The organism is Microbacterium sulfonylureivorans, from assembly GCF_003999995.1.
GTDB classification, from domain to species: domain Bacteria; phylum Actinomycetota; class Actinomycetes; order Actinomycetales; family Microbacteriaceae; genus Microbacterium; species Microbacterium sulfonylureivorans.
This window is the reverse complement of sequence record NZ_RJAD01000001.1, coordinates 785363-812361: the sequence shown is the minus strand read 5'-3', so window position 1 is coordinate 812361 and position 26999 is coordinate 785363. Positions and strand designations below refer to the sequence as shown.

Here is a 26999-nt window from a genome sequence, read left to right as displayed (position 1 = left end):
ACACGGGAGTCGTTCATGGGAATCGCCATCGTCGGCGCCGGCATCGGCGGACTCGCCGCGGCTCTGAGCCTTCACGCGGTCGGCCGGACGGACGTCACGGTGTACGAGCGGGCCACCGCACTGCGCCCGCTGGGCGTCGGCATCAACCTCCTCCCGCACGCGGTGCGCGAACTCACCGAGCTGGGCCTCGCCGACCGGGTCGCCCGGTGCGGCATCGCGCCGTCGACGCTGACCTACGTGAACCGCTTCGGCCAGCCGATCTGGAGCGAGCCGCGGGGGAGAGAGGCCGGCTATCGCTGGCCGCAGCTGTCGGTCCACCGTGGCGAGGTGCAGATGGTGCTCGCAGACGCCGTGCGCGAACGGCTCGGCCTCGACGCCCTCCGCCTCGGTCACCGCCTCATCCGCGTCGACCAGGGAGCGGATGCCGCGACCGCGGTGTTCGCCACCGCCGAGGGCGAGGCATCCGTCACAGCCGATCTCGTGGTCGCCGCCGACGGCATCCACTCCGCGGCCCGCGCGGCGCGGTACCCCGACCAGGGTCCGCCGATCTGGAACGGGCTGACGCTCTGGCGCGGCACCGCGCGCGTTCCGGCATTCCTCGACGGGCGCACCATGGTGATGGCCGGCGACGGCGAGCAGAAGTTCGTCGCCTACCCCCTGAGCGGGCCGGATGCCTCCGGCCTCGCCCGGGTGAACTTCATCGCCGAGCGGCGCGGCGCCGGAGCCGAGACGGTCGACTGGAACCTCTCCGTCGACGCCGCTCCCATCGTCGAGCTCTTCCGCGACTGGCGCTTCGAGGGGCTCGACGTGCCCGGCGTGATCGCGGCCGCCGACGAGCTGCTCGAATACCCGATGGTCGACCGTGACCCGATCCCGCGGTGGACGTTCGGGCGGATGACGCTCCTCGGCGACGCGGCGCACGCGATGTACCCGAACGGCTCGAACGGCGCGTCGCAGGCCATCCTCGACGCCCGGACGCTCGCGTTCCACCTCGCGACCGCGCCGTCGGCGGATGCCGCGCTCGCCGCATATGAGGAGGACCGCCGCCCCGCGACCTCGGCTCTCATCGAGAGCAACAGGGCACAGGGTCCCGAGCGGGTCATGCTCCTCGCACACGAGCGCGCCCCCGAGGGCTTCGCCGACGTCCACGACGTCATCTCGGCCGAGGAGCTGACCGACATCGCGGCGAGCTACAAGCGCGCCGCAGGGTTCCACCCCGACGTGCTCAACGTCCGCTCGTCGCTCACTCCGGTGCTGCCGTGAGCGCCGACGGCGGGCTCGACGCGTCCCGACTCGCCTCCATCATCGGGCCGCTTCGCCGCGCCCTCCTCGCCGGAGCCCGCGCGGCCGAGCACCTCCCCGACATCCCCGACGCGCAGATCGAGGTGATCCGCGCGCTGCCGCGGGGGGTCGTATCGTCACCCGGTGAGCTCGCCGACCGCCTCCGGCTCAACAGGTCGACGGTCAGCAACCTGCTCACGGCGATGGAGAGCGCCGGGCTCGTCGCACGACGCCCGGCGGAGGGCGACCGCCGCCGGGTCGAGGTGCTCGCCTCCGCCAAGGCGCTCGCGCTCTTCGATCGCTTCGACGAGGCCAGCGCCGTCCTCGTGGCGGAGGCGGCGGCATCCCTCTCCGTCGCGGATCGCTCCGCGCTCGCCGCGGCCGCGCCCGCCCTCGAGCGCCTGAGTGCCGCGCTCGCCGACGTCCGGGCGGCCGGTCGACCCGAGACGCATCCGGCACCGTCGATCCGTGAGGAGGCGGATTGATCGCGAAACCCGTCGGCGCACATCGCCCGGCCCGAGTGAGAGCGACCTGAGCCGGGCGGTCGCGGCCGCGGCGGCGGCCTCAGCCCGCGAGGAGCCTCGACGCCGAATTGGCGAGGTGCGTGCGCATTGCGGCGCTCGCCGCGAGAGGATCGCCGGCGGCGATGGCCGCGTGCACGGCGGTGTGCTCCTCGAGAGCATGGCGGTGGGCATCCGATCCGCTCCGCAGGCGCTCCTTCGGGATCACGAGAGCCCCGGTCCCGAGGGAGTCGAGGATCGCCGCGAAGTGCGGATTCCCGCTCGCCCGTGCGACGCGCAGATGGAAGGCGAAGTCGGCGTCGACGGCCGCGCCCGGCGCATCCCCGGCAGCACCGAAGGAGTGCAGGGCCCGCTCGATGGCGCCGAGCTGCGGGCCGGTGCGGCGGCGCGCGGCGAGCGCCGCAGCCTCGACCTCGACGGCGACGCGGAACTCCAGCAGCGCGAGCGTCCCGGGCAGGTCGGTGACGTCGGCCTCGGCGAGCGCGAGGCGACGCTCGCCCGGAGCGGCGAGGACGAAGGTGCCGCGCCCCTGCGACGACCGCACGATCCCGTCCGACCTCAGCTGCGCGATCGCCTCGCGCACGACGGTGCGACTCACCCCGAACCGCTCCGACAGCTCGGCCTCCGTCGGGAGGCGCGTGCCGGGGCGCACGACGTCCTGCTGGATCATCTCGAGCAGGTCCGCCACGAGCTGCTGCGACCTACGCGGGCGCGGGGACGGGTCGATGGGCGGCACAAGCGCCATGCTAGCGACGGCGCCGGGGACGGATGCCGCGACCTCCGCGGATCCGCGCGGGTCAGTGTGCGACCGTGACATCGGCGACGGTCCATCCCGCGACGGCGTCGCTGAGCGTGAGGCCGACACCGGGTGCCGTGGGCACCCGCATGCGGCCGCCCGAGATCGAGATCCGCTCCTCGAACAGCGGCTCGAGCCACTCGAAGTGCTCGACCCACGGCTCGCGCGGGTACGTCGCCGCGAGGTGCACGTGGAGTTCCATGGCGAAATGCGGGGCCAGATCGAGGCCCTGCTCGTCGGCGAGCGAGAGCAGGCGCAGGAACTGCGAGGTGCCGCCGACGCGCGGGGCGTCGGGTTGGATCACATCGGCGGCGCCCGCCTCGATGAGGTCGCGGTGCTCGCGGACACTGGTCAGCATCTCGCCGGTCGCGATGGGAGTGTCGAGCGCCCGGGAGAGAGCCGCGTGCCCTGCGGTGTCGTAGGCGTCGAGCGGCTCCTCGATCCAGACCAGGTCGAACTCCTCGAGGGCGCGCCCCATCCGGATGGCGGTGGCGCGGTCCCACTGCTGGTTCGCATCGACCATGAGGGCGGCATCCGCGCCGATGTGCTCGCGCACCGCGCGCACGCGGCGGATGTCCTCGGCCGTGTCGGGCTGCCCGACCTTGATCTTGATGCCCCCGATCCCGCGCTCCAGCGCCTCGGCGGCGTTGTCGATCACCTGGCCGATCGGAGTGTGGAGGAACCCGCCGGACGTGTTGTAGCACCGCACCGAGTCGTGGTGGGAGCCCAGCAGCTTCGCGAGCGACAGGCCCGCGCGCTTGGCCTTGGCGTCCCACAGCGCGTTGTCGATGGCGGCGATCGCCTGGGTGGAGGCGCCGCTGCGCCCGACCGACGCACCTGCCCACACCATCGATGTCCACAGGCGCTGGATGTCGCTCGGGTCCTCGCCGATGACCGCCGGCGCGACCTCGCGGGCGTGGGCGAACTGGGCGTCGCCGCCGGCGCGCTTGGAGTAGCTGAACCCGATGCCCTCGATGCCTGACTCCGTCGTCACCTCGGCGAACAGCATGGCGACCTCGGTCATCGGCTTCTGCCTGCCGGTGAGGACCTTGGCGTCGCTGATCGGCGTCGGCAGCGGAAGCCGGACCGATCGCAGGCGGACGGATCTGATGGCGTCGGACGTTGACATGGAGCTCCTTCGGTCGGCATTGATCATACAAGTCGTGAATATGTACGACAACACCCGCTCGAGCTCATCACTGCGGCGACGGCACCTGCCGATCCGTGAGGATGACGAGCTGCTGCGTCGCGCGGGTCATGGCCACATAGCGATCCACCGCCCCTTCGATGCCCTCCCCGAAGCCGTCGGGGTCGACGACGACGACCAGGTCGAACTCCAGTCCCTTCGCCAGCTCGGGGGTCAGGGAGCGCACCCGGGATGTCGGTGCGAACGTCGGGTCGCCGATCACGCAGCCGATGCCCTCGGAGTGGTTCGCGAGCCATCCGTCCACGACCGCATCCCGCTCGGCGACCGTGGCTCGGAGGACGGGCAGGCCGCTGCGGCGCACCGACGTGGGGACGTTCGCGTCCGGGATCGCCGCACGGATGATCGGCTCCGCCACGGCCATGACCTCCTCCGGTGTGCGGTAGTTGACGGTGAGCGCGGCAAGCTCCGCCCGCTCCAGACCTGCGCGTGTCAGACGCTCCTGCCAGGATTCGGTGAAGCCGTGACGGGCCTGCGCCCGATCGCCGACGATCGTGAAGCTCCGCGACGGGCACCGGAGAAGCAGCATCTGCCACTCGGCATCCGTGAGCTCCTGGGCCTCGTCGACGACGATGTGCGCGAACGGCCCGGCCAGCTCGTCCGACGGGGCGCTCGGCAGGGCGGCCTCGTCGACCAGCGAGTTCTGGAAGTCCTGGCCGCGCAGCATCGACATGATCATCATCTCGGAGTCGTCGGCCGCGATGAGATCGTCCATCACGCGGTCGCGGAGCTCGCGCTCGGCGGCGAGCGCGGCATCCCGTCGTCGCGCGCGCTGCACCGCGTCCGGGTCGCCGATCCGCTGGCGTGCCGCGTCGAGCAGGGGGAGGTCGGCCACCGTCCAGGCGTGCGGCTCGGACCGTTGCAGCGCCTCCACCTCGTGCGGCTCGAGCCACGGCGCGCACAGCCGGAGGTAGGCGGGGACCGACCACAGGTCGGCGACGACGTTCGCGGGGTCGAGAGTGGGCCACGCCGCCGTGAGTGCGCGGGAGAGGTCGGCGTTCTGCAGCAGCGAGCGCCGCAGGAGGGCCGGCGGAACCGACTCGTCGAACTTCGCGCCGAGGATCGACAGCAGCTCCTCCTGCACCTGCTCGCGTGCGTCGTTGTGGGGCGTCGTGCGGTCGGCGGCGTCGAAGGCGTCGGCCCAGTCCTCGGCGGTGAGTCGGACGTCCGCCCACGGGGTCTCGACGAGCATCCCCCTGGAGGGAGGCTGCTCGTGGTAGCGGACCGCCCGGTCGACCGCCGCCACGAGGCGCGCGGAAGACTTCAGGCGCAGTGTCGCCGGGTCGGTCTCGACGCCGGCGACGGCGCCCTGGGGGACGAGGTCGCGGAGGGTGCAGGTCTGGACGCCCTCCTCACCGAGCCCGGGGAGGATGTCGGACACGTAGTCGAGGTAGGGCCGGTGCGGCCCCACGAAGAGCAGGCCGCCACGGCTGCGGTCGACGCGCGGGTCGGCGTGGAGGAGGTAGGCGGCGCGGTGAAGGGCCACCACGGTCTTGCCGGTGCCGGGCCCGCCGTCGACGACCAGCGCGCCGCTCGAGCCGGCCCGGATGATGGCGTCCTGGTCGGCCTGGATCGTCGCGAGCACGTCGCGCATCCGCCTCGAGCGCGTGTCGCCCAGGCTCGCGATGAACGCCGACTGGTCGTCGAGGGCGGCGCGTCCTTCGAGTGCGCCGGGCGTGAACACCTCGTCCCAGTAGTCCGTGATGCGCCCGTTCGTCCAGCGGTAGCGCCGCCGACTGGTGAGACCCATCGGGTTCGCGTGCGTGGCGCCGAAGAACGGCTCGGCCGCCGGCGAGCGCCAATCGATCAGCAGCTGCCCGCCGTCGCGGTCGCTCAGCCCGAGGCGGCCGATGTAGAGAGGCTCGGACCCGTCGTCGGGCACGATGTGCCCGAGCACGACGTCGAGGCCGAAGCGGCGCAGGGTCCTCAGCCGGGAGGTGAGCCGATGGATCTCGAGGTCGCGGTCGAGGGCGTGCTGCCCCGTTCCGCCCGGCGCCTTCCGGGCCTCATCGAGGCGCCTCGCGGCGTCGGCGATCGATGCGGCGAGGCTGCGGGCGATCGCCGTGAAGCGCTGCTCGTCGGCGGTGATCAGGGTCGGGTCGGCCTTCGCGGCCAGGCGTTCGGGCAGGTCGAAAGTAGTCGTCATCTGGGGATTCACCGCTCAGCTCCATCTCGCGCACGCGACCGTCCGCTCCGCTCGGGAAGTCACGGCCGACCAGTATGCGCCCTCAGGGGGGCCTTGTGGCAAGGCCCCCTCCCTCCGTTATCCTGGAAGTGCGGGAAGGTCCTCCTCTGCGTGACGCGGAGTCGAGCATCCCGCATCGAGACATCCTCCAGGCGGGCGGGATGCCTGCTCCCGCCCGGTGGATCACGACCCCGGCTGGCCGGCCTCCGACCGCCCCGACGACACGGCGAGGCCCGGACGCCCTCGGAGGGTCGCCCGGGCCTCGTGGTCCGTGGACGAGGGTCAGTGGTGGAAGCTGCCCGCCTCCTCCTCGGTCATCGAGTTGACGATGGGGTGCCTGTCGAAGTGCTCGATGGCCGCACGGTAGTCGTCCATCAGCAGCGACGCCTCATCGCGACCGAATCCCTGCCGCACCAGGATGCGCTGAACGGGAAGATCCTGTCGGTCGGCCGGCATCGTGTACGCGGGTACCTGCCAGCCCCGTGTGCGCAGGCGATCGGCCAGGTCGAAGAGCGTGAAGGGATGGTCGACGCCGTCCTTCAGCTTCCACGAGACCGCCGGGATGCCGGACTCGGCGCTGCCGTCGTTGATGATGTCGAAGTGGCCGAGCTTCGAGATCTCCTGGGCGAGGAACACCGACGTGTCGTGGCACGACTGGTGCACCTTGCGATAGCCCTCGCGTCCGAGCCGGATGAAGTTGTAGTACTGCGCGACGATCTGGCCGCCCGGACGCGAGAAGTTCAGCGCGAACGTCGGCATGTTGCCGCCGAGGTAGTTCACGTTGAAGATCAGGTCCTCCGGGAGCTCCGCGGCATCGCGCCACACCACCCAGCCGACGCCCAGCGGGGCCAGGCCGAACTTGTGACCCGATGTGTTGATCGACTTCACGCGAGGCAGCCGGAAGTCCCACACCAGATCCGGCAGTGTGAAGGGCGCGATGAAGCCGCCGCTGGCGCCGTCGACGTGGATGGGGATGTCGAGCCCCGTCTCCGCCTGCAGCTTGTCGAGCGCGTCGCTCACCTCGTGCACCGGCTCGTACTGCCCGGTGAAGGTGACGCCGAGCGTCGGCACGACGCCGATGGTGTTCTCGTCGACCCGCTTGATCACCTCGTCGGCGTTCATGATGAAGCGGTCGCCCTCCATCGGGATCTCGCGCAGCTCGACATCCCAGTAGCGCGCGAACTTGTGCCAGCACACCTGGACCGGACCGCAGATCATGTTCGGCTTGTCGGTCGGCTTGCCGGCCGCCCGCTGCCGGGCGCGCCAGTTCCACAGCAGCGCCATGCCGCCGAGCATCGCGGCCTCGCTCGAACCGGTCGTCGACGTGCCGAGCGTGTTCGCGGCGTCGGGCGAGTTCCACAGGTCGGCCAGGATGTGGACGCAGCGCGCCTCGATCTCGGCCGTCTGCGGGTACTCGTCCTTGTCGATCATGTTCTTGTCGAGCGTCTCGGCCATGATCGCGCGGACCTCGGGCTCGAGCCACGTCTGGCAGAACGTCGCGAGGTTCTGGCGGGAGTTGCCGTCGAGCATGAGCTCGTCGACGACGACCTGGTACGCGTGCGCGGCGAGGTGCTCCTCCTTCGGCATGCGGTACTTCGGCAGCGACACCGACAGGTCGCCCGAGGCGAACACCTCGTCGAGCAGCTCGTCTCTGACGTCATCCTTCTTATGCAGCATCGTCATTCCTCCGGTGTCAGTTCGCGGTCTTGGGGTCGGTCGACGGGGCGGCGTCGGTGACGCCCGCCTCTTCGGCGCTGTGCTGATGGTCCTCGTCGGCGTACACCTTCCAGCTCTCCTTGCGGAAGGCGTAGATGATGAACGGCCAGATGCCGAGCACCACGATGCCGCCGACGAGCAGGAGCGTGTAGCTCAACTGGCCCATGGTGCTGCCGCTGTCGGTGGGCTCGATGAAACCGATGAAGAAGGCGAGCAGGCTCGCGAGGAACCCGACCCAGCCGATGAGCCCCATGGCAGGCGTCCGGAAGCCGCGCTTGACGTCAGGGTGCGAGCGACGCAGCTTGAGCGCCGCGAGGAACATCATCATGTACATGATCAGGTAGAGCTGCACGGCCATCGCGGAGAAGATCCAGAACACGCTCTGCACCGATGGCACGATGGCGAACAGCACAGCGAGGATCGTGACGAGGATCCCCTGGATCACCATGATCGGCACCTGCATGCCGTTCTTGTTGGTGCTCTGCAGCTTGGGAGGCAGGTAGCCCTGGCGGCCGACCAGCAGGAGGCCCTTGCTGGGGCCGGGGATCCAGGTGACGACCGACGCGAGGATGCCGAACACGATGAGCAGGGCCATCACCGTCGTCATCCAGGGGATGCCGAGCTGACCGAAGAACACGTCGAACGCCTGCAGCACGCCCTGCGTCAGGTTGATGCTCGTCGAGTCCACGCCGACCGAGATCGCGAGGGTCGGGAAGATGAAGACGATGAGGATGATGATGGCCGACAGCAGGATGGCCTTCGGGAACTGCTTGCCCGGCTTGTCGAGCTCGTTCACGTGCACCGCGTTCATCTCCATACCCGCGTAGGAGAGGAAGTTGCTCACGATCAGCACGATGCTCGCGATGCCCGTCCACGTCGGCAGCCACTGCGCCTCGGACGCCGGCGGAAGCTCGGACGTTCCTCCTGAACCGAGGAACATGAGGGCGAACACCACCAGGCCGAGCGACGGGACGATCGTGCCTGCGATGAAGCCCCACTTGCTGACACCGGCGAAGGACTTCACTCCGCCGAAGGCGATGAACGTCGACAGCCAGTAGATCACCAGGATCACGAGCCCGGTGAACAGGCCGTTGTTGGCCAGTGCGGGGTTGAAGACGTAGGCCAGGGCCGACGCGAAGAAGGCGAGCTGGGCCGGATACCAGACGACGTTCTGCATCCACTGCTGCCAGATCGCGCTGAAGCCGATCCGATCGCCGAACGCCTCCTTCACCCAGACGAAGACGCCGCCCTTCCACCCGCTCGCGAGCTCCGCGGCGACGAGCGCCACGGGCACCATGAACACGATGGCGGGCAGGACGTACAGGAAGATCGATGCCCACCCATACCCCGCCATCGCCGGCAGGCCGCGCACACTCGCGACCGCGGTGGCGATGAGGATCGCCATGGTGAACCAGGACATTCCCGTGGTCTTCGCATGAACCGAAGTCGCGGGTCGCTTGACGTCGCTCATTCCTTCTCCGTCCCTAGAGCCCTTTCGGGCGCTCCCGATTCGTCGGGCCCGGCAGCCAGGAGGGTCGTCGACGAGGTAACGAGGGTAAGGATTCCGGATGCTCCGCCCTGTGTCAACGACCCGCATGGGTGATCTTCGGCCGCCGCCGGATCCGCGCGCGGGGTCAGAGCACCCAGCCGCCCATCATCCCCATGCGGGGCCCGATCACGATGATCCACGTCGCGGCCGAGACGATGAGGACACCGGTTGCGAACCGTCGCCAGCGTCGCGAGAACATCAGCGCCCCGGCGAGCACCGGGATGAGGATGAAGGGCCAGAGGAAGCCCCAGATCGAGCCGATGAAGCCCATCGTGCCGAGGAAGAGGACCACGCCCACCACCTGGAGTCCGTATCCCGCCGCGACTCCGACCCCGACCCCCGGTCGGCGGTCCGCGGTCGGGGCATCCGCGCTCCAGCCACACCCGCGGTCAGACGTAGCCGAATGCCGGCGGGAAGACGAGCACGACGATCGTCGCCCAGGCGAGGTAGACCGGAACGTACCCCGTCTGCCAGCGCTCGAGCCGGTCGTATGTCGTCCTGCCCATCACGAACCGCAGCTGCAGCCAGGCGGCTCCGGTGAGGTTCGCCAGCAGGATGAGGTTCAGCCCGAGCGAGGCGAGCTTGTTCGGGCTCGCGCCGTACTCCGCGATGCGCCCGATCATCGCGATGAGCACCAGCAGGTCGACGAGGATGGCGGCGAGGACCATCACGAGCTGCAGACGGTCGAACCACGACGCCGGTGCGATCGGGTCGCGGGCCGACAGTGCATAGAGGAGCAGGCCGAGCACGACCACCAGCACCACGTCGAAGATGATGAGCAGATCGCGCTGGCCGAACATCTCGGGGGCGCCGTCGACGGGCTCCACGAGCGCGCCCTGCATCAGCCCGGCGACGAAGAACGCCACCAGGAGCAGGGTGAACAGCGGGGTGAAGAGCTTCGTCAGCACCGGCGCGATGTTCTCGATCACGCTCTGCTTGGCCTCGACGAGCCATCCGGCGATGACGACCGCCCCGGCGATCCCGCACGGCAGGAGCCAGTCGTTGACGAAGTCGGCGGCGTCGAGCCCGATCGCGCTGAACACTCCCATCGTCAGCCCGATGAGCACCGCCCCGCCGAGGGCGATCAGCACGAAGTACACGAACCACTCGCCCGTGAAGCGGATGAAGTCCATGCGCGCGCGGCTCGATCGCACGTCGCCGTTCGCGTAGGCGATGCCCGCGACGATCCACAGGGCGACGACGGCGTGGATCGCCGCGAGGACGAGGGTCGCGGCATCCGGTCCGAATGGATAGAGGTTGAGCGCGAGCGCCGCCACGGCGAACGGGACGGCGACCATCGCGACGGTCGCCGCCGACGAGCGGCGTCGCACCAGGAAGTACGCGGCGAGGAACGGAAGGACGAGGACCGCGAGGTTGCGCGCATAGAAGTCGCCGTCGCTCGAGAAGTCCGCCCCGAACAGCGCGGGGACCTTGATGGCGACGGCAGCGGCGACGGCGAACCCGACCGCGAGGAGCATCGGCCCCGACCGCGACGGCGCCGCCTCGGGCTCGGCCACGACGAGCTGCTTCCACAGCCGCTCGGAGTGCTCGCGCGCGTACTCGCGAGAGAGGTCGTCCAGCCCGCCCATGCGCTTGACGGCGACGAGGAAGGCCTCGTCGGGCGCGAGCCCGGATGCCTCGAGCCGCTCGATCTGGTCGCGGAGATGGTCCTCCAGCTCATCGACGTCACGCCCGGCGATGGCGTCGCGCCGGCCGACATACTCGCGCCAGGCGGTGATCTGCTGCTCGACCTGTGGTTCGAGATCGGGGGTCATGCGGGCGCACCTCCCAGCGCGAAGGCGCTGCGATCCCCGCCGTCGCGGTCGGCCCACACCTTCTGGAGCGCCGTGCTGACGACGCTCCACTGTCGGCGCTGCTCGGCGAACGCCGCCTGACCGCTGCCGCTGAGCCGATAGTGCTTGCGGGGACGCCCGGTCGGCGAGGCGCTCCATGTGGCCTCGACGTGGCCGAGGCGCTCGAGGCGGTGAAGAAGGGGGTACAGCATCCCGTCGCTCCACTCGAGCTCGCCGTCGGACAGCTCGCTCACCCGCTGGAGGATGGCGTAGCCGTACGACTCGCCTTCCGCGAGGATGCCCAGCACCATCGGCGTCGCGGCTGCCGCGACGAGGTCTTTGCCGATCTTCACATCCGTCTCCTATACCTAGATCAACAAGGTACGTAGAGGTACAAGGTAACACGACCGACCGCTGAGCGGTGGGGCCGGGTGGAGCGATCAGCGCGGCCGGGTGGAGGCCCGCACGACCAGCTCGGGCTGGAAGACGGTCTGCCGTGCGATGCTCTCGGGGTCGGCCGCCTCTTCGAGCACGATCCGCAGGGCCGTGCGCCCGATCATCCGGCTCGGCTGACGGATCGACGACAGCGGCACGGCGGCAGCGGCCGCGAACGGGATGTCGTCGAACCCGATGATCGCGATGTCGTGGGGCACGAGCATCCGTCCGTCGACGACCAGTGACTGGAGCAGGCCGAGCGCCAGCAGGTCGTTGGCGGCGAAGAGCGCATCCGGCCAGTCCCGGCGGGGGCGTGCGAGGATGCGCGCCCCGGCGGCGACGCCGTCTTCGACGGTCATGGCGGAGGTGGCGACGACCTCGACCTCGACCGGCGCGCTGGCGTTCTCGGCGGCGACGCGCGCGCCGGCGAGGCGGTCGTTCACCTGGCGGATGTCGAACGGGCCGCCGACGAAGGCGATGCGGCGTCGGCCGCCCTCGATGAGGTGCTCGACGGCCATACGCCCGCCGACGACGCTGTCTACGGAGACCGACGAGAAGCGTCCGTCTCCGCTGAAGCGGTCGACGAGCACGGCGGCGATCCCGCGGGCGCGCAGGCGCTGCAGTCGCGCGGTCACGTCACCGTAGGGGGCGATCAGGAGGCCGCGGACCTGCTGCTCCTCGAAGAGGTCGAGGTAGAGCTTCTCGCGGGCGAGGTCTTCGTCGGTGTTGCCGTAGAGGATGGCGATGCCGTGCTTGGTCGCCTCGTCCTCGGCGCCGCGCACCACGTCGTTGTAGAACGGGTTCTGCCCGTCGAGCACGACGAACCCGACGGTGGTGCTCACGCCGGCGCGGAGCTTGCGCGCGGCGTCGTTGCGCACATACCCGAGCTCCTCGATCGCGCGGCTCACGCGGTCGACCGAATCGGCCGACACCTCGTCGGGGCGGTTCAGGACGTTCGAGACGGTGCCCACCGAGACTCCCGCGCGCAGCGCGACATCACGGATGCTGACGGGCACGGCGCCTCCTACTCCCTTGTCGGATCACGATTCGGTCACTGTCGCCCTTCGACTTGACCGGTCACGTCGGTGTACTTAGAGTAGCCTGAAACCCGTCTGAATCGATTCATCAACTTTCACCTCAACGAGGAGGCCGCCGTGGCAGCAGATGTCGCACCCGCCGCGCCGCACCCCGCGCTCGAACTCCGCCGGGTGGTGAAGTCCTTCGGTCCCGTGGTCGCACTGCGCTCCGGAAGCCTGACGCTCGACCGCGGTTCCATCCACGCCCTCATCGGCGAGAACGGGGCCGGCAAGTCGACGCTCGTCAAGATCGTCGCGGGACTCTACCGCCGCGACGCCGGGGAGTTCCTCCTCGACGGCGAGTCGGTCGACTTCACGAGCACCGCACAGTCGAAGGCCGCCGGAATCGCCGTGATCTACCAGGAGCCGACGCTGTTCCCCGACCTGTCGGTCACGGAGAACATCTTCATGGGCCGCCAGCCCACGAACCGCTTCGGCCGCATCGACCGCAAGGCGATGCGCACCGAGGCCGTCGAGATCTTCCAGCGGCTCGGCGTCGCGCTCGACCCCGACCGGGTCACCGAGGGTCTCTCGATCGCCGACCAGCAGATCATCGAGATCGCCAAGGCCATCTCGCTCGACGCCCGCGTGCTCATCATGGACGAGCCGACCGCCGCGCTGTCGGGCGTCGAGGTCGAGCGGCTCTTCGCGGTGGCGCGGAGCCTCCGCGACGAGGACCGCGCGCTGCTGTTCATCTCGCACCGCTTCGACGAGGTCTTCGCGCTGTGCGACACCGTCACCGTGATGCGCGACGGCTCGTACATCGACACGACCCCGATCATCGACACGACCGTCGACGACCTCGTGCGCCAGATGGTGGGACGCGACGTCACCGAGATGTTCCCCAAGCTGCCGGCCGAGGTCGGCGACGTGGTGCTCGCCGTCGACGGCCTCACCCGCAGGGGTGTGTTCCGCGACATCTCGTTCACACTGCGGGCCGGCGAGATCGTCGGCCTCGCCGGCCTCGTCGGCGCGGGTCGCAGCGAGGTCGCGCGAGCCGTGTTCGGCGTCGACGTGTACGAGAGCGGATCCGTCACCCTCGAGGGTCGTGCGCTCCCCAAGGGCAACCCGCGCCTCGCCACGAATCGGGGGATCGCTCTGGTGCCCGAAGACCGCCGCAAGCAGGGACTCGTCCTCGACGACGGCGTCTCGCGCAACATCACGCTCGCCATCCGCTCGAAGCTCGCCAAGTGGGGGCTGCTGTGGTCCGGGCTCGAGAACGAGGCGGCCGCCGTGTGGGCGAGTCGGCTCGAGGTGAAGACCGCGGCGCTGGATGCCGAGGCCGGAACGCTCTCGGGCGGGAACCAGCAGAAGGTCGTGCTCGGCAAGTGGCTCGCGACCGAGCCGAAGGTGCTCATCGTCGACGAGCCGACGCGCGGCATCGACGTCGGCACCAAGGCCGAGGTGCACCGACTGATCTCGCAGCTCGCGCAGCAGGGCATGGCGATCCTCATGATCTCGTCGGAGCTCCCGGAGGTGCTGGGCATGGCAGACCGCGTCCTCGTGATGCGCGAAGGCCGCCTCACCGGCGAGTTCCCCCGCGCCGAGGCCACTCCGGAGGCCGTCATGTACGCCGCGACCGCCGATGCGGAGGTGGCCCGATGACCGCCACCGTCACGCCCACCGTGCAGCCGGGCTCCAGCGCGGCATCCAAGCTCGTCAAGCGCATCGCGACCGCGCGGGAGACGGGCATCCTCGTCGCCCTCCTCCTCGTGATCCTGTTCGCGACCATCAGCAACCCGACGTTCCTGTTCTCCGGCGACGGGTTCCGCGACCTGCTGCTCACCCCGTCGCTCCTCCTGCTCGTCGCGGTCGGATCGGCGATCGTGATCATCACGCGCAACGTCGACCTGTCGGTCGGCTCGATCGTCGGACTCACCGCCTACCTGACCGGGCGCCTGTTCATCGACATCCCGGGCATCCCGCTCATCGGGGTCTTCGTGGGCGGCGTCCTCCTCGGCGGTCTCCTAGGACTCATCAACGGCTCGCTCGTCGCGTTCGCCCGCGTCCCCGCCCTCGTGATCACGCTCGGCACGATGTATGTCTACCGCGGCATCAACGTCGCCTGGACCGGCAGCGACCGCATCAACGCGTCGGATCTGCCGCCGGACTTCCGCGCCCTCGGCACCGATCGGATCCTCGGCATCCCGATCCTCACGATCATCGCCGTCGTGGTGCTCGTCGTCGCCGCCTGGTATCTGCGGAACCTCCGCAGCGGCCGCGAGCTCTACGCCATCGGATCCGACCCCGCCGCCGCGCACCTCTACGGCCTGCGCGTCACCCGTCGGGTGATCGGCGCCTTCGTCACCAGCGGCGCCCTCGCCGGGCTCGCCGGGGTGCTCTACGCCGCGCGCTACGGCACCGTCAGCTCGGGCGCCGGGTTCGGCTGGGAGCTGCAGGCGATCGGCGCGGCCGTGATCGGCGGCGTCGCGATCTCGGGCGGCGTCGGCACGGTGTGGGGCGCGGCGATCGGCGCGTTCCTGCTGCTGACGATCAACCGCGCCCTGCCGATCCTCGGGATCGACGACTTCTGGCAGCGCGCCGTGGTCGGCGTGCTGATCCTCGGCGCCATCGTTCTCGACCGGGTGCTCGCGGTCCGCCAGCACCGACGACTCATCGCACAGAGGGAGGAGACCCGATGACCGCTCTGACGGATGCCGCGCCCGCGCGCACCTACAAGGCCCACGCGAAGCCCGCCTGGCGTCGGGTCCTGCTCACCCGGGAGTCGGCGATCATCGCGATCCTGATCCTGGTGATCGTCGTCGCCCTTGCGACGGTGCGGAACTTCGACAGCCCGCTCACCGTGACCTACCTGCTGCGCGACATCGCGCCGATCCTGCTGATCGCGCTCCCCATGACGCTCATCATCATCACGGAGGAGATCGACCTCTCGGTCGCGAGCATCGTCGGCCTGTCGAGCGTCATGACGGGCATCCTCACTCAGGCAGGTGTGCCGTTCCCGCTCGCCGCGCTCGTCGCCGTCCTCGTCGGGACCATCGCCGGCGCGTTCAACGGGTTCCTCATCACCGTCGTCGGACTGCCCTCGCTCGCCGTCACGATCGGCACGCTGGCTCTCTTCCGCGGCATCGCCGTGGGCCTGCTCGGAACGACGGCGATCACCGAGTTCCCCGAGGAGTGGACCGACCTCGCGAAGGCGAACCTCCCCGGCACCCCGATCCCGATGATCATGATCCCGTTCGTGGTGCTCGCGATCATCTTCGCGGTGGTCCTGCACTTCACCCCGTTCGGCCGCTCGCTCTACGCGATCGGACTGAGCAAGGAGGCTGCGGCGTTCTCCGGCATCGACGTCGGCCGCACCAAGTTCCTGCTGTTCGTCGTCAGCGGCGCCGTCTCCGGCTTCGCCGGGGTGTACTTCACGCTCCTCTACTCGAACGCCCGCGGCGACAACGCCATGGGCATGGAGCTGCAGGTCATCGCGGCAGTGCTCCTCGGCGGCGTCTCGATCTTCGGCGGCCGCGGAGCGCTCCACGGCGTGATCGCCGGCGTCCTCCTCATCGGCACGCTCGGCAGCGCACTGCGCCTCGCGAGCGTGTCGAGCGACATCATCAACGTCATCACGGGACTGCTCCTCATCGTCTCCGTGGTCTCGTCCAGCCTGCTCGCATGGCTCCAGGTCCGGAGGGCCTCCGCCATCGGGAAGAGGAAGGGGCGAGCCGACGCGTCATCAGACCCGTCGTGATCGCCCCAGAGCACCACACACCACCGCAGCTACGCATCCGCAGACTGCACCAAGGAAGGAAACAATGATGTTCGGACTTCAGCGCAAGGGGCGCGTGGCACTGGCCGCGGCCGCCCTCACCGTCGGGGTCGCCCTCGTCGCGACCGGTTGTGCCGGTGGCGGTTCGGGTGGCGAGGCGACGGACGGCGGGGATGGCGGCGACGCGAGCCTGTCGATCACGATGCTGCCCAAGAACCTGGGCAACCCGTACTTCGACACCTCGACGGGTGGTGCGGAGCTGGCCACGGAGGAGTTCGGCGGCACGTTCGAGGAGGTCGGCCCGACCGAGGCGACCCCGACCTCGCAGGTGCAGTACATCCAGACCGCGGCGCAGCAGGGCGCCGGGGGTCTGATCGTCTCGGCGAACGACCCCGAGGCGATCTGCGACGCGCTCGACGAGGCCCGCTCGGCCGGTGTCAAGGTCGTCACGTTCGACTCCGACACCAACCCGGACTGCCGTGACCTGTTCATCAACCAGGCCACCGCGGAGGGCATCGCGAAGGTCCAGGTCGACCTGATCACCGAGCAGATCGGCGACGAGGGTCAGATCGCGATCCTGTCGGCATCGGCGAACGCGACGAACCAGAACGCGTGGATCGAGATGATGGAGGAGGAGCTGGCCGCGAACCACCCGAACGTGGAGCTCGTCGAGGTCGTCTACGGCGACGACGACGACCAGACGTCGTTCGACAAGACCGCGGCGCTGCTGCAGACCTACCCGGAGCTGAAGGGCATCGTCTCGCCCACCACGGTCGGCATCGCCGCCGCGGCCCGCTACCTGTCGACCTCGGAGTACAAGGGCCAGGTCGCGCTGACGGGCCTCGGCACCCCGAACCAGATGCGCGAGTACGTCGAGGACGGCACCGTGACCGCGTTCGCGCTGTGGAACCCGGCCGACCTCGGATACCTCGCCGCGTACGCGGCGCAGGCCCTCATCACCGGTGAGATCACCGGCGAGGAAGGCGACACGTTCGAAGCCGGCGAGCTGGGCACGTTCGAGGTCGGCCCCGACGCCGGCGTCCTCCTCGGCGACCCGTACGAGTTCAACGCCGACAACATCGGCGACTTCGACTTCTGAGTCGAAGCGCCCTCGAGCGCCCGGTCCGCATCACGCGGGCCGGGCGCTCGGTCGTCTCGGCACGCCTCGATAGCCTGGAGGCGAGGACGAGGCATCCGTCCACCTGATCTGAGGAGACACCCGTGCCGCTTGTCGTGATGGGGGTCGCCGGGTCCGGCAAGTCGACGGTCGCGATCGCGCTGGCCGCCGAACTGGGCGGCGCGTACCTCGATGCCGATGACTTCCATCCCGCCGCGAACGTGGCGAAGATGGCGGCCGGCATCCCGCTGACGGACGACGACCGGATGCCGTGGCTGCGCGTCGTGGGCGAGGCGATGGCCGCGGAGACCGCGCAGGACCGGCTCGCGGTCGTCGCGTGCTCGGCCCTGCGCCGCTACTACCGCGACACGCTGCGCCGGGCCGGTGGCGATGTCTTCTTCGTGCAGCTCGACGGCTCGCCCGAACTGCTCGCGGCCCGGATCAACGCCCGCACCGACCACTTCATGCCGCCGTCGCTCCTCGCCTCGCAGCTCGCGGCGCTCGAGCCGCTGGAGGCCGACGAGCCAGGAGTGGTCGTCTCGATCGACGCGCCGGTGGACGCGATCGTGGCGGAGGCCTCGGCGCGCTGGGCGGATGCCGCGAACTCTGACATCCTGTAGCGACCCCGGCACCGCGGCCGGGCCCACGAGGGAGAGCACATGGCCGGCAAGTACGACCTCGACACCACGACGCTCGGGCAGCTGCTCGACGATCCGGAGGCGCGCGGGATCATCGTCGAACTGGTGCCCGAGCTGCCCGAACACCCGATGATCGGCTTCGCCAAGGGCATGCCCGCCGCCGCCGTGCTGAAGATGGCGGGCAGTCAGCTCCCCTCCGAGACTCTGAGCGAGCTCACGACGCGCATCGCCGCGCTCTGACCCGCATCGCCTAGGGCGGCGAAGCGCCGAGCTCGGTCTTCCGGCGCTCGCGCATCGCGAGGAACAGCGGGAAGGTGAAGGCGAAGGCGGTGACCGCTGCGCCCACGACGTAGAGCCACCCGAGCCGCATCCCGAGGCGCCGGGCCTCGACGATGACGAAGACGCTTCCGGCCACGGCCACGACCAGCAGATCGACGCCGATCGACGACACCGCGGGGCCGCTCGTGAGCAGGTCTCCGACGAAATCACGCAGCTGCACGATCGCGAGGACGTTGAACCACCACGTGCCCACGAGCCCGGCCGCGGCGAGACACAGGTAGACGACGGCGAGCGGGCTCCAGTGGCGGGTCATGTGCCGATCATCCGACGGATGCCGCGGCATCCGTCGGCGCACACGCTCGGGTGGTCGCGACCGGCGTCGTCAGCCGCGACGCGACAAGCCTGCGTTGACCACGCCCGCCCCCAGCACCACGGCGGCGGCCGCGATCGGCGCGACGAGCGCTGCCTGCGCTCCGGCGGCCTCGCCGACGAGGCCGGTGACAGCGGATGCCGCCGACTGGCCGACGACGATGCCCGAGCCGAGCATCGTCATGACGGTCGCCGAGCGGCCGAGCGGGCTGCGCCCCGCGGCGAGGCTGTACTGCGTGACGAGCGTCGGGCCGATGCCGATGCCGATCACCAGGAGGCAGAGGGTCATCGCGCCGACGCTGTGCACGAAGGGGAGCGCGAGCGTGCCGGCGACGAGGATCCCGGCGAAGACGAGCCAGCGCGCCGTGAGGGTGAATCGAGCCGGGAAGAGAGCGACGCCCAGGGCGAGCGCCGCGGAGCCGATCCCCATCGCGCCGTAGACGAGGCCGGCCTGCTCGGGTGCGCCGCGCTCGGCCATGAACGCCGTGAGCGAGGTCAGCATCGCGCCGAAGAAGAGCCCCATGCCGAGTGCGCCGACGACGGTGGTCAGGAGCGCGGGACGCGCCAGCTCTCGCGCCGGCGCCTGCGGCGGCTTCGCGGCGCCCGCCGCCGCGGACACGGCGGCGGTCGGATGGAGCGCGAACGCGCTGACGAACACGAGCGCCAGCACGGCGGCGCCGATGACCGGGGCCGCGGGGCTCATCGTGGTCGCGAGGAGGCCGACGATCACCGGTCCGAAGACGAAGACGATCTCGTCGGCGGCCGACTCGTACGCCATCGTGCCCCCCACGACGGACTCGCGGCGATCCTTCGAGAAGGTGCGGCCGATGATCCCCACGAGTCGGCTGCGCGAGAGCGGAGCGACCTGCGGCATCGACGCGCCGATGAGGAACGCGACGGCGAGGAGCGCGGCATCCGGCACCGACGCGAACGCCAGCCAGGCGATCGCGAGGAGGAGCACGCTGTTGACGGTTCCCGAGATCAGGAGCACCCGGCGCTGGCCGAAGCGGTCGGCGGCGGCGCCGAGCAGCGGCCCGATGAGCGCGGTGCCGAGGCCCGTCATCGCCGAGGTCAGGCCGCCGAGCGCGAGCGACCCGCGCGCCGAGACCACGAGGGTCAGGATGCCGACCACCATCATGGCGAACGGCAGCCGGGCGATCAGCGCGATCGGGAAATAGGCGAAGCCGGTCTCGCGGACGAGACTCGTGCGGCGCGGTGCGGCCAGAGTGGTGTGCATCGGAGGTTCCTGTGTGTGTCCGCCGCGATTCGCGGCAACTCGTGCCGCCTTGGTCCGCGTCGGGCCAGGTAGATACACATCGGGGATGGTGCCCCCAGTCTATCGGAGGCGTCGGGCAGGAGCCTGGACGGCTCTCAGGGGGCCTCCGGGATCCACACGCGCATGGTCGACGGACCGCGCTCCGCCCACTCGTGGTACGGCACGAGCGCGACTTCGGCGATCGCGGCACCCCGTTCGTCCGGCTCTTCGCCGTACGGCCAGCGCCCGTCCTCGAGCGGCAGGCGCGACACGGTGATCCACACCCGGCCGTCGCGCTCGACCGGGTCCGCCCCGGCGACGATCCCCACCCGGCCGACGTCGTCGACCCCCGCGGGCGCGAGGTCGATCGACTCCAGCGCGAGCACCTCGGGGCCGCGCTCGACGGCGATGCAGCCGCGCACGGCGTCGATGCGTCCGTCGGGCTCCGACACCCGGGGCGCCATCGGCAGGTCGAGCTGCACGACGTCGCCCGCGCGGAAGGCGTGACGGATCTCGACCATGCCGGGATCCACCGAGCGCTGCTGCACGAAGTCCGCCGCGACGACGCGCAGCGTCGCTCCCGCGGCCCAGGACGGCACGCGCAGGCTGAGGGTCCAGGGCGCGTCGGAGTCGGTCGTGTGCGTCACCACGACGCGGCCGTCCGCGGGATACGCGGTGTCGACCTCGAAGGCGACCGGGCGCCCGTCGTCGAGCGTCGTCCGGATCGAAGCCGGGGCGTACTGGTGCAGCTGGATGCCGTCCGAGTCCGCCGTGGCCAGGTAGGCGTCCAGGCTCGCGAGCGTGCGCGCGACGTTCGGCGGACAGCACGAGACCTCGAACCAGGGGGCTCGCAGCGACGACGATGCGCGGGGCGACGTGCCGTCCGGGTCGGCGGGGACGCCGGGAACCCGCTGGTGCAGGGTGTTCGCGTAATAGAAGGAGCGACCGTCGGGCGACGGGGAGGTCGCCACGACGTTGTAGAGCGTCCGCTCGATCAGATCGGCGTGACGCGCGTCGGCGCCCGCGAGGAGCAGCCGCCACGTGAACATGATCGAGCCGATGCCGGCGCACGTCTCCGAGTAGGCCCGGTCCGGCGGCAGCTCGAAGTCGTCGCCGAACGCCTCGTCCTGGTGGTGCGATCCCTGCCCGCCCGTGATGTACGTGCGGCGGGCAACGGTGCGGTCCCACTGTCGGCGCAGCGCCTTGAGCAGCTCGGTGTCGCCGGCATCCACCGCCACGTCGACGGCGCCCGCCGACAGGTAGTTGGCGCGCACCGCGTGGCCACGCAGCACCTTCGCGTCGCGGACGGCGACGTCGTCCTGGAAGTACTTGCGGCCCCACTCGATGTCGCGGAGCGTTCCCCGGCCGTGGCGCTCGACGAACAGCCGCGCCTGCGCGAGGTACCGGCGGTCGCCCGTCGCGCGCGCCAGTTCGGCGAGGCCGACCTCGATCTCGGCGTGGCCGCAGATCGCGTCGCGGCCATCGGGCCCGAACTCGGCGCACACGAGATCGGCCGCGCGCCGGGCGACGCCGATGAGCCCATCGTCGGAGCCCGGACGTGTGCGCTCGCGCGCGACGGCGGCCTGGAAGAGGTGCCCGAGGCAGTACAGCTCGTGACCCCACTCGAGGTCGGACCACCGGGGCGCCTGCCCGTCGCGACCGAACCTCGTGTTGAGGTATCCGTCCTCCTCCTGGGCGGCGGCGACGCGGGCTGCGACCGCCCGGAACCGCTCCTCGAGCGCGTCGTCGTCTGTGCGTCCGATCTCCCACGCCAGGGCCTCGAGGTACTTGTAGACCTCCGAGTCGGAGAACTCCCGGCCGCGGCGGCCCGCGACGAGCCCGCCGGTGACGGCGAGGTCGAAGTTCGGCAGCCAGCCCTCCGACTCGAGTCGTGAGCCGATGTGATCGAGCGTCTCCCGCCCGTTCACCGCCTGCCGCTCGCCCCAGAATCCGCCGGTGATGCGGACGTCGCCGAGGCCGAGCGGCCTGAGCCGGCCACGGCCGGGGACGACGGGCGCCAGCGGCGCCGGGGTGATGGTGTGCATGGTCATCCCTTGAACGCTCCCGACATGAAACCGCGGACATAGTGCCGCTGGAGGATGAGGAACAGCACGATGCAGGGGAGGGCGAGCACGACGACCCCCGCCTCGGTCGCGCCGTAGTCGACGACGCCCTGCACCTGGCCGCGGAGGTTGGCGACGGCGAGGGGCAGCGTCATCCGGTTCGTGTCGCTGATGAGGATCAGCGGCGCCATGAAGTCGTTCCAGGCAGTCAGGAAGGCGAAGAGTCCGACCGTCACGAGCCCCGGCTTCACCGCGGGAAGCAGGACGCGCCACAGCGCACCGAAGCTGGAGCATCCGTCGACGAGTGCGGCTTCGTCCATCTCGCGGGGGATCGACTCGAACGAGATGCGCATCATGAACATCGAGAACGGCAGCTGGAACATCGTGATCACCAGGGCGACGCCCACGAGCGAGTTCTGCAGGCCGACCTCGTTGAGGATCACGTAGAGCGGGATCAGCAGCGTCGCGTACGGCACCATCAGGATCGCGAGCGTCACCAGGAACAGCACGTTCTTGCCGGGGAACGAGAAGCGCGCGAACGCGTAGCCCCCGAGAAGCGAGATGAACAGCGTCAGCGCCACGGTGAGGCCGGACACGATCAGCGAGTTGCCCAGGTAGACCCAGATGCCGGCCTGGTAGTCGGCGAGGGCGAGGTAGTTGCCGAAGCCCCAGCCGTCGGTCTGGCTGGTGCCCGCGAGCGGCTGGAAGGACGACACCCCCGTCCAGATCAGCGGGTACAGGAAGATGACCGCGAGCGCCGCGGTGAACACCCAGTAGGGGATGCCGAACGCGATGCGCGCGGCGCGGCTGCGGCCGTGCCGAGGGCGGGTCGGGCGGGACTTCGGCGCCACGATGCTGCGGGTCAGTGTCTCGGTCATGGCGTCAGCTCTCCTCGGGGCGGCGGAACGCGCGCAGCTGGAAGACGTTGATGATGATGAGCGCGATGAGCACCAGCACCGACAGCGCCGCGGCGATGCCCAGGTTGTTCTGCCCCTGGAAGGCCACGTTGTAGATCAGCTGGACGATGGTCATCGTGCTGTTGTCGGGGCCGCCCTTGGTGAGGATGTAGAACTGCTCGAAGGCGAGCAGCGACCCGGTCACGCACATGATCGTGGTGAGGGCGAACGTCGGCCGCAGCAGCGGGACGGTGATGTCGCGGAAGGTCTGCCACCGTGAGGCGCCGTCGATGCGCGCCGCCTCGTAGATGTCGTCCGGGATGCCCTGCAGACCGACGAGCATGAGGAGCATGTAGAACCCCGCGTAGCGCCAGACGATGAGGAAGATCGTCGACCACAGCGCCCCCTCAGGGGTTCCGAGGAACGTGATCCCCCACGACGCCATGAGGTCGGCGAATGGCCCGGCGATCGGCGAGTACAGCACGTAGAAGAGGAGGGATGCCGAGGCCAGGCCCAGTGCGCTGGGCACGAGGAAGGCCGTGCGCAGGAATCCCTTCCAGCGGGTCGACTCCTGCACGAGGAGCGCGAGCCCGAGCCCGAGCCCGATCAGGATGACCGTCGTGATCACCGTGTAGAGCAGGGTGAAGCGGATCGATTCCCAGAACAGGCGCAGGTTGACCGCGTCGACGTAGTTCTCGGGGAAGTTCGGCCCCTGGTTGCCCGTCATGAGAGGCCAGTCGCTGCCCGACATCTGGAACACGAGGGCCAGCGGCACCAGGAACAGGAGGATCACGAAGATCGCGGTGGGGGCGGCGTAGAGCCAGCCCTGCACCGGACCGCCGAGGGCGGTGCGATGCCGACCGCGCCTGTTCCGTACGCGGGCGTTCGCGAGGGCGCTGACGACCATGTCGCGGCCTTTCTCGGGGAGGTTCGGGGACGAAGCGGGGCGGTCGCAGGCGCGCGACCGCCCCGCTGTGGTTTCGGTCCTACTGGCTGAGGACCGCAGTGATCTCTTCGTTGTCGGCGTCGACGGAGTCGTCGTCGCCGAGCACGGCGTTTCGCACCAGTGTCAGCCACGGGCTGCCGGGGGCGTTGAACGCCTGCTGGAACTGGAGGGCGACGGGGGTGTCGCCCATACCGGCGACCTCGTTGATCGTCACGAGGCGGGGGTCCTCCGCGGCGTACTCGTTGTCGGCGAGGTCCGAGCGCGAGACGGCGTTGTTGTCCTTCGCCAGCACGTCGACCTGCGCCTCCTCCGACATCATCCACTGCAGGAAGTTCCAGGCCTGGGCCGAGAGCTCCGAGTCCTTCGAGATGCCGATGCCGTCACCGCCGACGAACGTCGATGCTCCGCCGTCGACACCGGGGAGGCCGGCGACCCCCGCGTCGAACTCGAGCGACGACAGCAGCGTGGCGGGGAACGGCATGACGCCGACCTTGCCCTCGCTGAAGGCGGCCGTCCAGGTCGGGCCGGTCTCCTCGGCGGAGCCGGGGAGGACGGCGCCCTCGTCGACGAGATCCTTCCACGTGGAGTAGACCTCCTTGGCGGTGTCGCTCGCGAGCAGGGACTCGGTGCCCTCCTCGTTCATGACCTGGTCGCCCGAGGCCCAGATCGACGGGAACCACGTGAAGACGAGGCATCCGCCGCAGTTCAGGCCGGAGGCCGTCCCGTAGGTGTCGGGCTTGTTCAGCGCCTGCACGGCCTTGGCCGCGTCGGCGAACTCCTCGAGCGTCGCGGGGGCGACCTCGGGGTCGAGCCCGGCCTCGGCGAAGAGCTCCTTGTTCCAGAACAGCATCGACAGGTCGAGCACGAAGGGCAGGACGTGCTCCTGGCCCTCGTAGGTGCCGGCCGACAGGTGGCCCTTGTTGATGTAGTCCTTGTAGTCGAGGCCGTCGATCTGCGCCGTGATGTCCTGGAACAGGCCCTGCTGGACCCAGTTCGGGACGTAGACGATGTCGGCGGCGAACAGGTCGGGCAGCCCGTCCGAGCCGGCGGCGGCGCCGACCTTCGCGACGTAGTCGTCGTTCGGGACGACCGTGAGCTCGACCTGGTTCTCGTGCGAGGCGTTGTAGGCGTCGACGAGGAGATTGGCCTGGCGCTCCATCGGCGCACGGGTCCACAGGGTCAGCGTCGAGCCGTCATCGACGCCCTCGGCCGGGATGGACTCTGCGGGGGTGGGGGTGTCGCTGCTGCCGGCGCAGGCGGTGAGACCGCCGACGAGGGCTCCCGCAGCCACGAAGGCCGTGGCTGCACGCAGTGCGGCACGGCGTCGGGTAGTGAACATGCAACTGTCTCCTCTAGCTCATCTTCGAGCGGATGACGCCGGCCCCAGGGTCGGCACCGCTGCGTTGGTGCGTGGTGGATTCGAAATCTACGAAATCCCTTTCGGCAAGGTATCGTCGCAAATGCCGAGGAGTCAAGTACTCTCAGCGATAACCTTTCCGCACCACAAGGAGGTGCCCGTGACATCTCATGAGAACGGGTCGCGAGCAGCGACGCTCAGCGACGTCGCTCGACTGGCGGGCGTGTCGATCGCGACCGCCTCGAAGGCGCTCAACAACCGCGGCGACGTCGCGGTCGCGACCCGTCAGCGCGTCATACACGCCGCCGACGAGCTCGCCTTCACCCCGAATGCGATGGCCAAGGGACTCCTCGCCGGCCGCACCGGCACGGTCGGGCTGCTCACGAGCGACCTCGAGGGCCGCTTCATGATCCCGATCCTCATGGGAGCCGAAGACGCCTTCGGCGCCGGGCAGATCAATGTCTTCCTGTGCGACGCCCGCGGCGACGCCATCCGCGAGCAGCACCATCTCAAGGCTCTGCTGAGCCGGCGGGTCGACGGCATCATCGTCGTCGGACGCGCCACCGACCCCCGCCCCTCGCTCGGGCAGGACCTCCCGGTGCCGGTCGTGTACGCCTACGCGCCGTCCGACGATCCGCGAGACCTCTCGCTCACGCCCGACAACTACTCGGGCGGCCGCCTCGCCGTCGAGCACCTCCTCGCCTGCGGACGCACGCGCATCGCGCACATCACCGGCGATCCCTCGTACGCCGCCGCGCAGGACCGTCTCGCCGGCGCTCGCGCGGGGCTCGAGGCGGCCGGGCTCGCGCTGGTCGGCGAGCCGATGTTCTCGGAATGGACCGAGCACTGGGGGAGGGATGCCGCGGCCATGGTGCTCGAGCGTCACCCCGACGTCGACGCGATCTTCTGCGGCTCCGACCAGATCGCCCGCGGTGCGCTCGACACGGCGCGCGACCTCGGCCGGCGCGTGCCCGACGATCTCGCGATCATCGGCTACGACAACTGGGAGGTCCTCGCCACGAACTCGCGCCCCGAGCTGACGAGCATCGACGCCAACCTGCAGATGCTGGGCCGCCAGGCCGCGCAGCGGGTGTTCGACGCGATCGACGGCGTCGACATCGGCAGCGGCGAGCACCACTCGCCGGTGCGCCTGGTCATCCGCGGATCGACGATCCCGCGACGCTGATCAGCCGCGGCCGGCGCGTCCCCACCATCGGCGCCGGCGAGCGGGATGCTCCGGCTCGGACGCGGCCGAACGGGCGCGCGCGTCGCGCCGCTCCGCCCACGCGGCGACCTCGGCGTCGGCATCCCGAGTCGGAGTCACCACGGGCGGGCCGCCCTGCAGCTGCCGGCGCGCCTCGACAACGCGGCGATTGAAGTCGTCCACGGCGTCGCGCACCTCGGCCTCGCGTGACAGGGCGTCGAGACGCTGCGCGAACTCGGCCGCCTCCACCCGGAGCATGAGCGCCGGCGGTCCGAGGCCGCTGAGCTGCTCGCGCTCGATCTTGCGCCGGATCCACCAGTCCGGGTCGTGGCTCTCGCCGAGTCCCGGGATCGGCTTTCCCGCACCGGGAAGGTCGTCGAACTCGCCGCGGCGGATCGCCTGCTGGATCGCCGTCTCGACGTACGCTGCGCGGTCCACGGCGTTGGCGGCGGACGTGCGGTCCGCGTCGGGCGGGGCGGGGGACACGGCATCCGGGTCCTGCGCCCCGCGCAGCTCTTCCCGGTAGCGGGCGGCGGCCACCCGCGGATCGTCGGTCATCTGCGCACCTCCCTGAGCCGAGGGTCCGCTTCGAGCCTACGAC

25 protein-coding genes are annotated in these 26999 nt (G+C 70.3%); 9 read left to right on the top strand and 16 right to left on the bottom strand.

Annotation, left to right across the window (positions count from 1 at the left end):
- The first annotated feature begins 15 nt into the window (after nucleotides 1-15).
- A complete protein-coding gene (locus EER34_RS03655; protein WP_127473195.1) occupies nucleotides 16-1263 on the top strand; it encodes a flavin-dependent oxidoreductase in 1248 nt (415 codons plus the stop codon).
- Nucleotides 1260-1766: a MarR family winged helix-turn-helix transcriptional regulator gene (locus EER34_RS03650; RefSeq protein WP_127473194.1), complete on the top strand. Its 507-nt coding sequence runs from the start codon at nucleotides 1260-1262 to the stop codon at nucleotides 1764-1766. Before EER34_RS03655 ends, EER34_RS03650 begins: the two co-directional genes overlap by 4 nt.
- A 79-nt stretch (nucleotides 1767-1845) precedes the next feature.
- Here EER34_RS03650 and EER34_RS03645 read toward each other — a convergent pair whose 3' ends face one another.
- From EER34_RS03645 to EER34_RS03605, 9 genes are all read right to left on the bottom strand, one after another.
- Nucleotides 1846-2538: a FadR/GntR family transcriptional regulator gene (locus tag EER34_RS03645; protein ID WP_205791344.1), complete on the bottom strand. Its 693-nt coding sequence runs from the start codon at nucleotides 2536-2538 to the stop codon at nucleotides 1846-1848.
- A 61-nt stretch (nucleotides 2539-2599) separates the two neighbouring features.
- The gene (locus EER34_RS03640) at nucleotides 2600-3727 is read right to left on the bottom strand and encodes an L-talarate/galactarate dehydratase (RefSeq protein WP_205791342.1); all 1128 of its coding nucleotides are present in this window, start codon (nucleotides 3725-3727) and stop codon (nucleotides 2600-2602) included.
- Between the two features lie 67 nt (nucleotides 3728-3794).
- On the bottom strand, nucleotides 3795-5948 hold the full coding sequence (gene helR / locus EER34_RS03635; RefSeq protein WP_205791340.1) for an RNA polymerase recycling motor ATPase HelR: 2154 nt from the start codon (nucleotides 5946-5948) through the stop codon (nucleotides 3795-3797).
- 321 nt (nucleotides 5949-6269) lie between these two features.
- Entirely contained in the window at nucleotides 6270-7664 is a 1395-nt protein-coding gene (gad, locus tag EER34_RS03630) for a glutamate decarboxylase (RefSeq protein WP_127473191.1), read from the bottom strand.
- A gap of 16 nt (nucleotides 7665-7680) precedes the next feature.
- On the bottom strand, nucleotides 7681-9123 hold the full coding sequence (gene gadC, locus EER34_RS03625; RefSeq protein WP_127473190.1) for a glutamate/gamma-aminobutyrate antiporter GadC: 1443 nt from the start codon (nucleotides 9121-9123) through the stop codon (nucleotides 7681-7683).
- Between the two features lie 214 nt (nucleotides 9124-9337).
- Entirely contained in the window at nucleotides 9338-9553 is a 216-nt protein-coding gene (locus EER34_RS03620) for a hypothetical protein (protein WP_127473189.1), read from the bottom strand.
- 88 nt (nucleotides 9554-9641) lie between these two features.
- Complete coding sequence (locus tag EER34_RS03615; RefSeq protein WP_127473188.1) at nucleotides 9642-11027, bottom strand: permease prefix domain 1-containing protein; 1386 nt, start codon at nucleotides 11025-11027, stop codon at nucleotides 9642-9644.
- A complete protein-coding gene (locus EER34_RS03610; protein WP_127473187.1) occupies nucleotides 11024-11398 on the bottom strand; it encodes a PadR family transcriptional regulator in 375 nt (124 codons plus the stop codon). The genes EER34_RS03615 and EER34_RS03610 overlap by 4 nt, the downstream gene beginning before the upstream one ends.
- An 87-nt stretch (nucleotides 11399-11485) precedes the next feature.
- Nucleotides 11486-12496: a LacI family DNA-binding transcriptional regulator gene (locus tag EER34_RS03605; RefSeq protein ID WP_127473186.1), complete on the bottom strand. Its 1011-nt coding sequence runs from the start codon at nucleotides 12494-12496 to the stop codon at nucleotides 11486-11488.
- Between the two features lie 138 nt (nucleotides 12497-12634).
- Between EER34_RS03605 and EER34_RS03600 the strand changes: the two genes are divergently transcribed.
- The 6 genes from EER34_RS03600 to EER34_RS03575 all read left to right on the top strand — a co-directional run bounded on the left by EER34_RS03600 (nucleotide 12635) and on the right by EER34_RS03575 (nucleotide 18269).
- A complete protein-coding gene (locus EER34_RS03600; protein WP_127473185.1) occupies nucleotides 12635-14161 on the top strand; it encodes a sugar ABC transporter ATP-binding protein in 1527 nt (508 codons plus the stop codon).
- A complete protein-coding gene (locus EER34_RS03595; protein ID WP_127473184.1) occupies nucleotides 14158-15198 on the top strand; it encodes an ABC transporter permease in 1041 nt (346 codons plus the stop codon). Before EER34_RS03600 ends, EER34_RS03595 begins: the two co-directional genes overlap by 4 nt.
- On the top strand, nucleotides 15195-16256 hold the full coding sequence (locus EER34_RS03590) for an ABC transporter permease (RefSeq protein WP_127473183.1): 1062 nt from the start codon (nucleotides 15195-15197) through the stop codon (nucleotides 16254-16256). Before EER34_RS03595 ends, EER34_RS03590 begins: the two co-directional genes overlap by 4 nt.
- A gap of 67 nt (nucleotides 16257-16323) precedes the next feature.
- The gene (rhaS, locus tag EER34_RS03585; RefSeq protein ID WP_127473182.1) at nucleotides 16324-17373 is read left to right on the top strand and encodes a rhamnose ABC transporter substrate-binding protein; all 1050 of its coding nucleotides are present in this window, start codon (nucleotides 16324-16326) and stop codon (nucleotides 17371-17373) included.
- 122 nt (nucleotides 17374-17495) lie between these two features.
- Nucleotides 17496-18011: a gluconokinase gene (locus EER34_RS03580; RefSeq protein WP_240642101.1), complete on the top strand. Its 516-nt coding sequence runs from the start codon at nucleotides 17496-17498 to the stop codon at nucleotides 18009-18011.
- Nucleotides 18012-18050: 39 nt separating this feature from the next.
- Nucleotides 18051-18269, top strand: a complete 219-nt coding sequence (locus EER34_RS03575; RefSeq protein ID WP_127473181.1) for a hypothetical protein — start codon at nucleotides 18051-18053, stop codon at nucleotides 18267-18269.
- A 10-nt stretch (nucleotides 18270-18279) separates the two neighbouring features.
- Here EER34_RS03575 and EER34_RS03570 read toward each other — a convergent pair whose 3' ends face one another.
- The 6 genes from EER34_RS03570 to EER34_RS03545 form a co-directional block, all read right to left on the bottom strand.
- The gene (locus EER34_RS03570) at nucleotides 18280-18621 is read right to left on the bottom strand and encodes a DUF2834 domain-containing protein (RefSeq protein WP_127473180.1); all 342 of its coding nucleotides are present in this window, start codon (nucleotides 18619-18621) and stop codon (nucleotides 18280-18282) included.
- Between the two features lie 69 nt (nucleotides 18622-18690).
- Complete coding sequence (locus tag EER34_RS03565; RefSeq protein ID WP_127473179.1) at nucleotides 18691-19914, bottom strand: MFS transporter; 1224 nt, start codon at nucleotides 19912-19914, stop codon at nucleotides 18691-18693.
- Between the two features lie 134 nt (nucleotides 19915-20048).
- Nucleotides 20049-21983: a glycoside hydrolase family 127 protein gene (locus EER34_RS03560; protein WP_127473178.1), complete on the bottom strand. Its 1935-nt coding sequence runs from the start codon at nucleotides 21981-21983 to the stop codon at nucleotides 20049-20051.
- On the bottom strand, nucleotides 21980-22873 hold the full coding sequence (locus tag EER34_RS03555; RefSeq protein ID WP_127473177.1) for a carbohydrate ABC transporter permease: 894 nt from the start codon (nucleotides 22871-22873) through the stop codon (nucleotides 21980-21982). Before EER34_RS03555 ends, EER34_RS03560 begins: the two co-directional genes overlap by 4 nt.
- Nucleotides 22874-22877: 4 nt before the next feature.
- Nucleotides 22878-23798 (bottom strand): carbohydrate ABC transporter permease, encoded by a 921-nt coding sequence (locus EER34_RS03550; protein ID WP_127473176.1) that lies wholly within the window; start codon nucleotides 23796-23798, stop codon nucleotides 22878-22880.
- Between the two features lie 79 nt (nucleotides 23799-23877).
- Nucleotides 23878-25176: an ABC transporter substrate-binding protein gene (locus EER34_RS03545; RefSeq protein WP_127473175.1), complete on the bottom strand. Its 1299-nt coding sequence runs from the start codon at nucleotides 25174-25176 to the stop codon at nucleotides 23878-23880.
- A 172-nt stretch (nucleotides 25177-25348) separates the two neighbouring features.
- Between EER34_RS03545 and EER34_RS03540 the strand changes: the two genes are divergently transcribed.
- Nucleotides 25349-26380 (top strand): LacI family DNA-binding transcriptional regulator, encoded by a 1032-nt coding sequence (locus EER34_RS03540; protein ID WP_420845958.1) that lies wholly within the window; start codon nucleotides 25349-25351, stop codon nucleotides 26378-26380.
- On the opposite strand, the gene EER34_RS03535 is transcribed toward EER34_RS03540, so the two are convergent.
- The gene (locus tag EER34_RS03535; RefSeq protein ID WP_127473173.1) at nucleotides 26381-26956 is read right to left on the bottom strand and encodes a DnaJ family domain-containing protein; all 576 of its coding nucleotides are present in this window, start codon (nucleotides 26954-26956) and stop codon (nucleotides 26381-26383) included.
- Nucleotides 26957-26999 lie beyond the last annotated feature (43 nt).

Coding starts and splice junctions, on each gene's coding strand:
- EER34_RS03655 (WP_127473195.1), top strand. CDS start 16: ATGGGAATCGCCATCGTCGGCGCCGGCATCGGCGGACTCGCCGCGGCT.
- EER34_RS03640 (WP_205791342.1), bottom strand. CDS start 3,727: ATGTCAACGTCCGACGCCATCAGATCCGTCCGCCTGCGATCGGTCCGG.
- helR (WP_205791340.1), bottom strand. CDS start 5,948: ATGACGACTACTTTCGACCTGCCCGAACGCCTGGCCGCGAAGGCCGAC.
- gad (WP_127473191.1), bottom strand. CDS start 7,664: ATGCTGCATAAGAAGGATGACGTCAGAGACGAGCTGCTCGACGAGGTG.
- gadC (WP_127473190.1), bottom strand. CDS start 9,123: ATGTCCTGGTTCACCATGGCGATCCTCATCGCCACCGCGGTCGCGAGT.
- EER34_RS03615 (WP_127473188.1), bottom strand. CDS start 11,027: ATGACCCCCGATCTCGAACCACAGGTCGAGCAGCAGATCACCGCCTGG.
- EER34_RS03595 (WP_127473184.1), top strand. CDS start 14,158: ATGACCGCCACCGTCACGCCCACCGTGCAGCCGGGCTCCAGCGCGGCA.
- EER34_RS03590 (WP_127473183.1), top strand. CDS start 15,195: ATGACCGCTCTGACGGATGCCGCGCCCGCGCGCACCTACAAGGCCCAC.
- rhaS (WP_127473182.1), top strand. CDS start 16,324: ATGTTCGGACTTCAGCGCAAGGGGCGCGTGGCACTGGCCGCGGCCGCC.
- EER34_RS03575 (WP_127473181.1), top strand. CDS start 18,051: ATGGCCGGCAAGTACGACCTCGACACCACGACGCTCGGGCAGCTGCTC.
- EER34_RS03570 (WP_127473180.1), bottom strand. CDS start 18,621: ATGACCCGCCACTGGAGCCCGCTCGCCGTCGTCTACCTGTGTCTCGCC.
- EER34_RS03565 (WP_127473179.1), bottom strand. CDS start 19,914: ATGCACACCACTCTGGCCGCACCGCGCCGCACGAGTCTCGTCCGCGAG.
- EER34_RS03560 (WP_127473178.1), bottom strand. CDS start 21,983: ATGACCATGCACACCATCACCCCGGCGCCGCTGGCGCCCGTCGTCCCC.
- EER34_RS03555 (WP_127473177.1), bottom strand. CDS start 22,873: ATGACCGAGACACTGACCCGCAGCATCGTGGCGCCGAAGTCCCGCCCG.
- EER34_RS03550 (WP_127473176.1), bottom strand. CDS start 23,798: ATGGTCGTCAGCGCCCTCGCGAACGCCCGCGTACGGAACAGGCGCGGT.
- EER34_RS03545 (WP_127473175.1), bottom strand. CDS start 25,176: ATGTTCACTACCCGACGCCGTGCCGCACTGCGTGCAGCCACGGCCTTC.
- EER34_RS03535 (WP_127473173.1), bottom strand. CDS start 26,956: ATGACCGACGATCCGCGGGTGGCCGCCGCCCGCTACCGGGAAGAGCTG.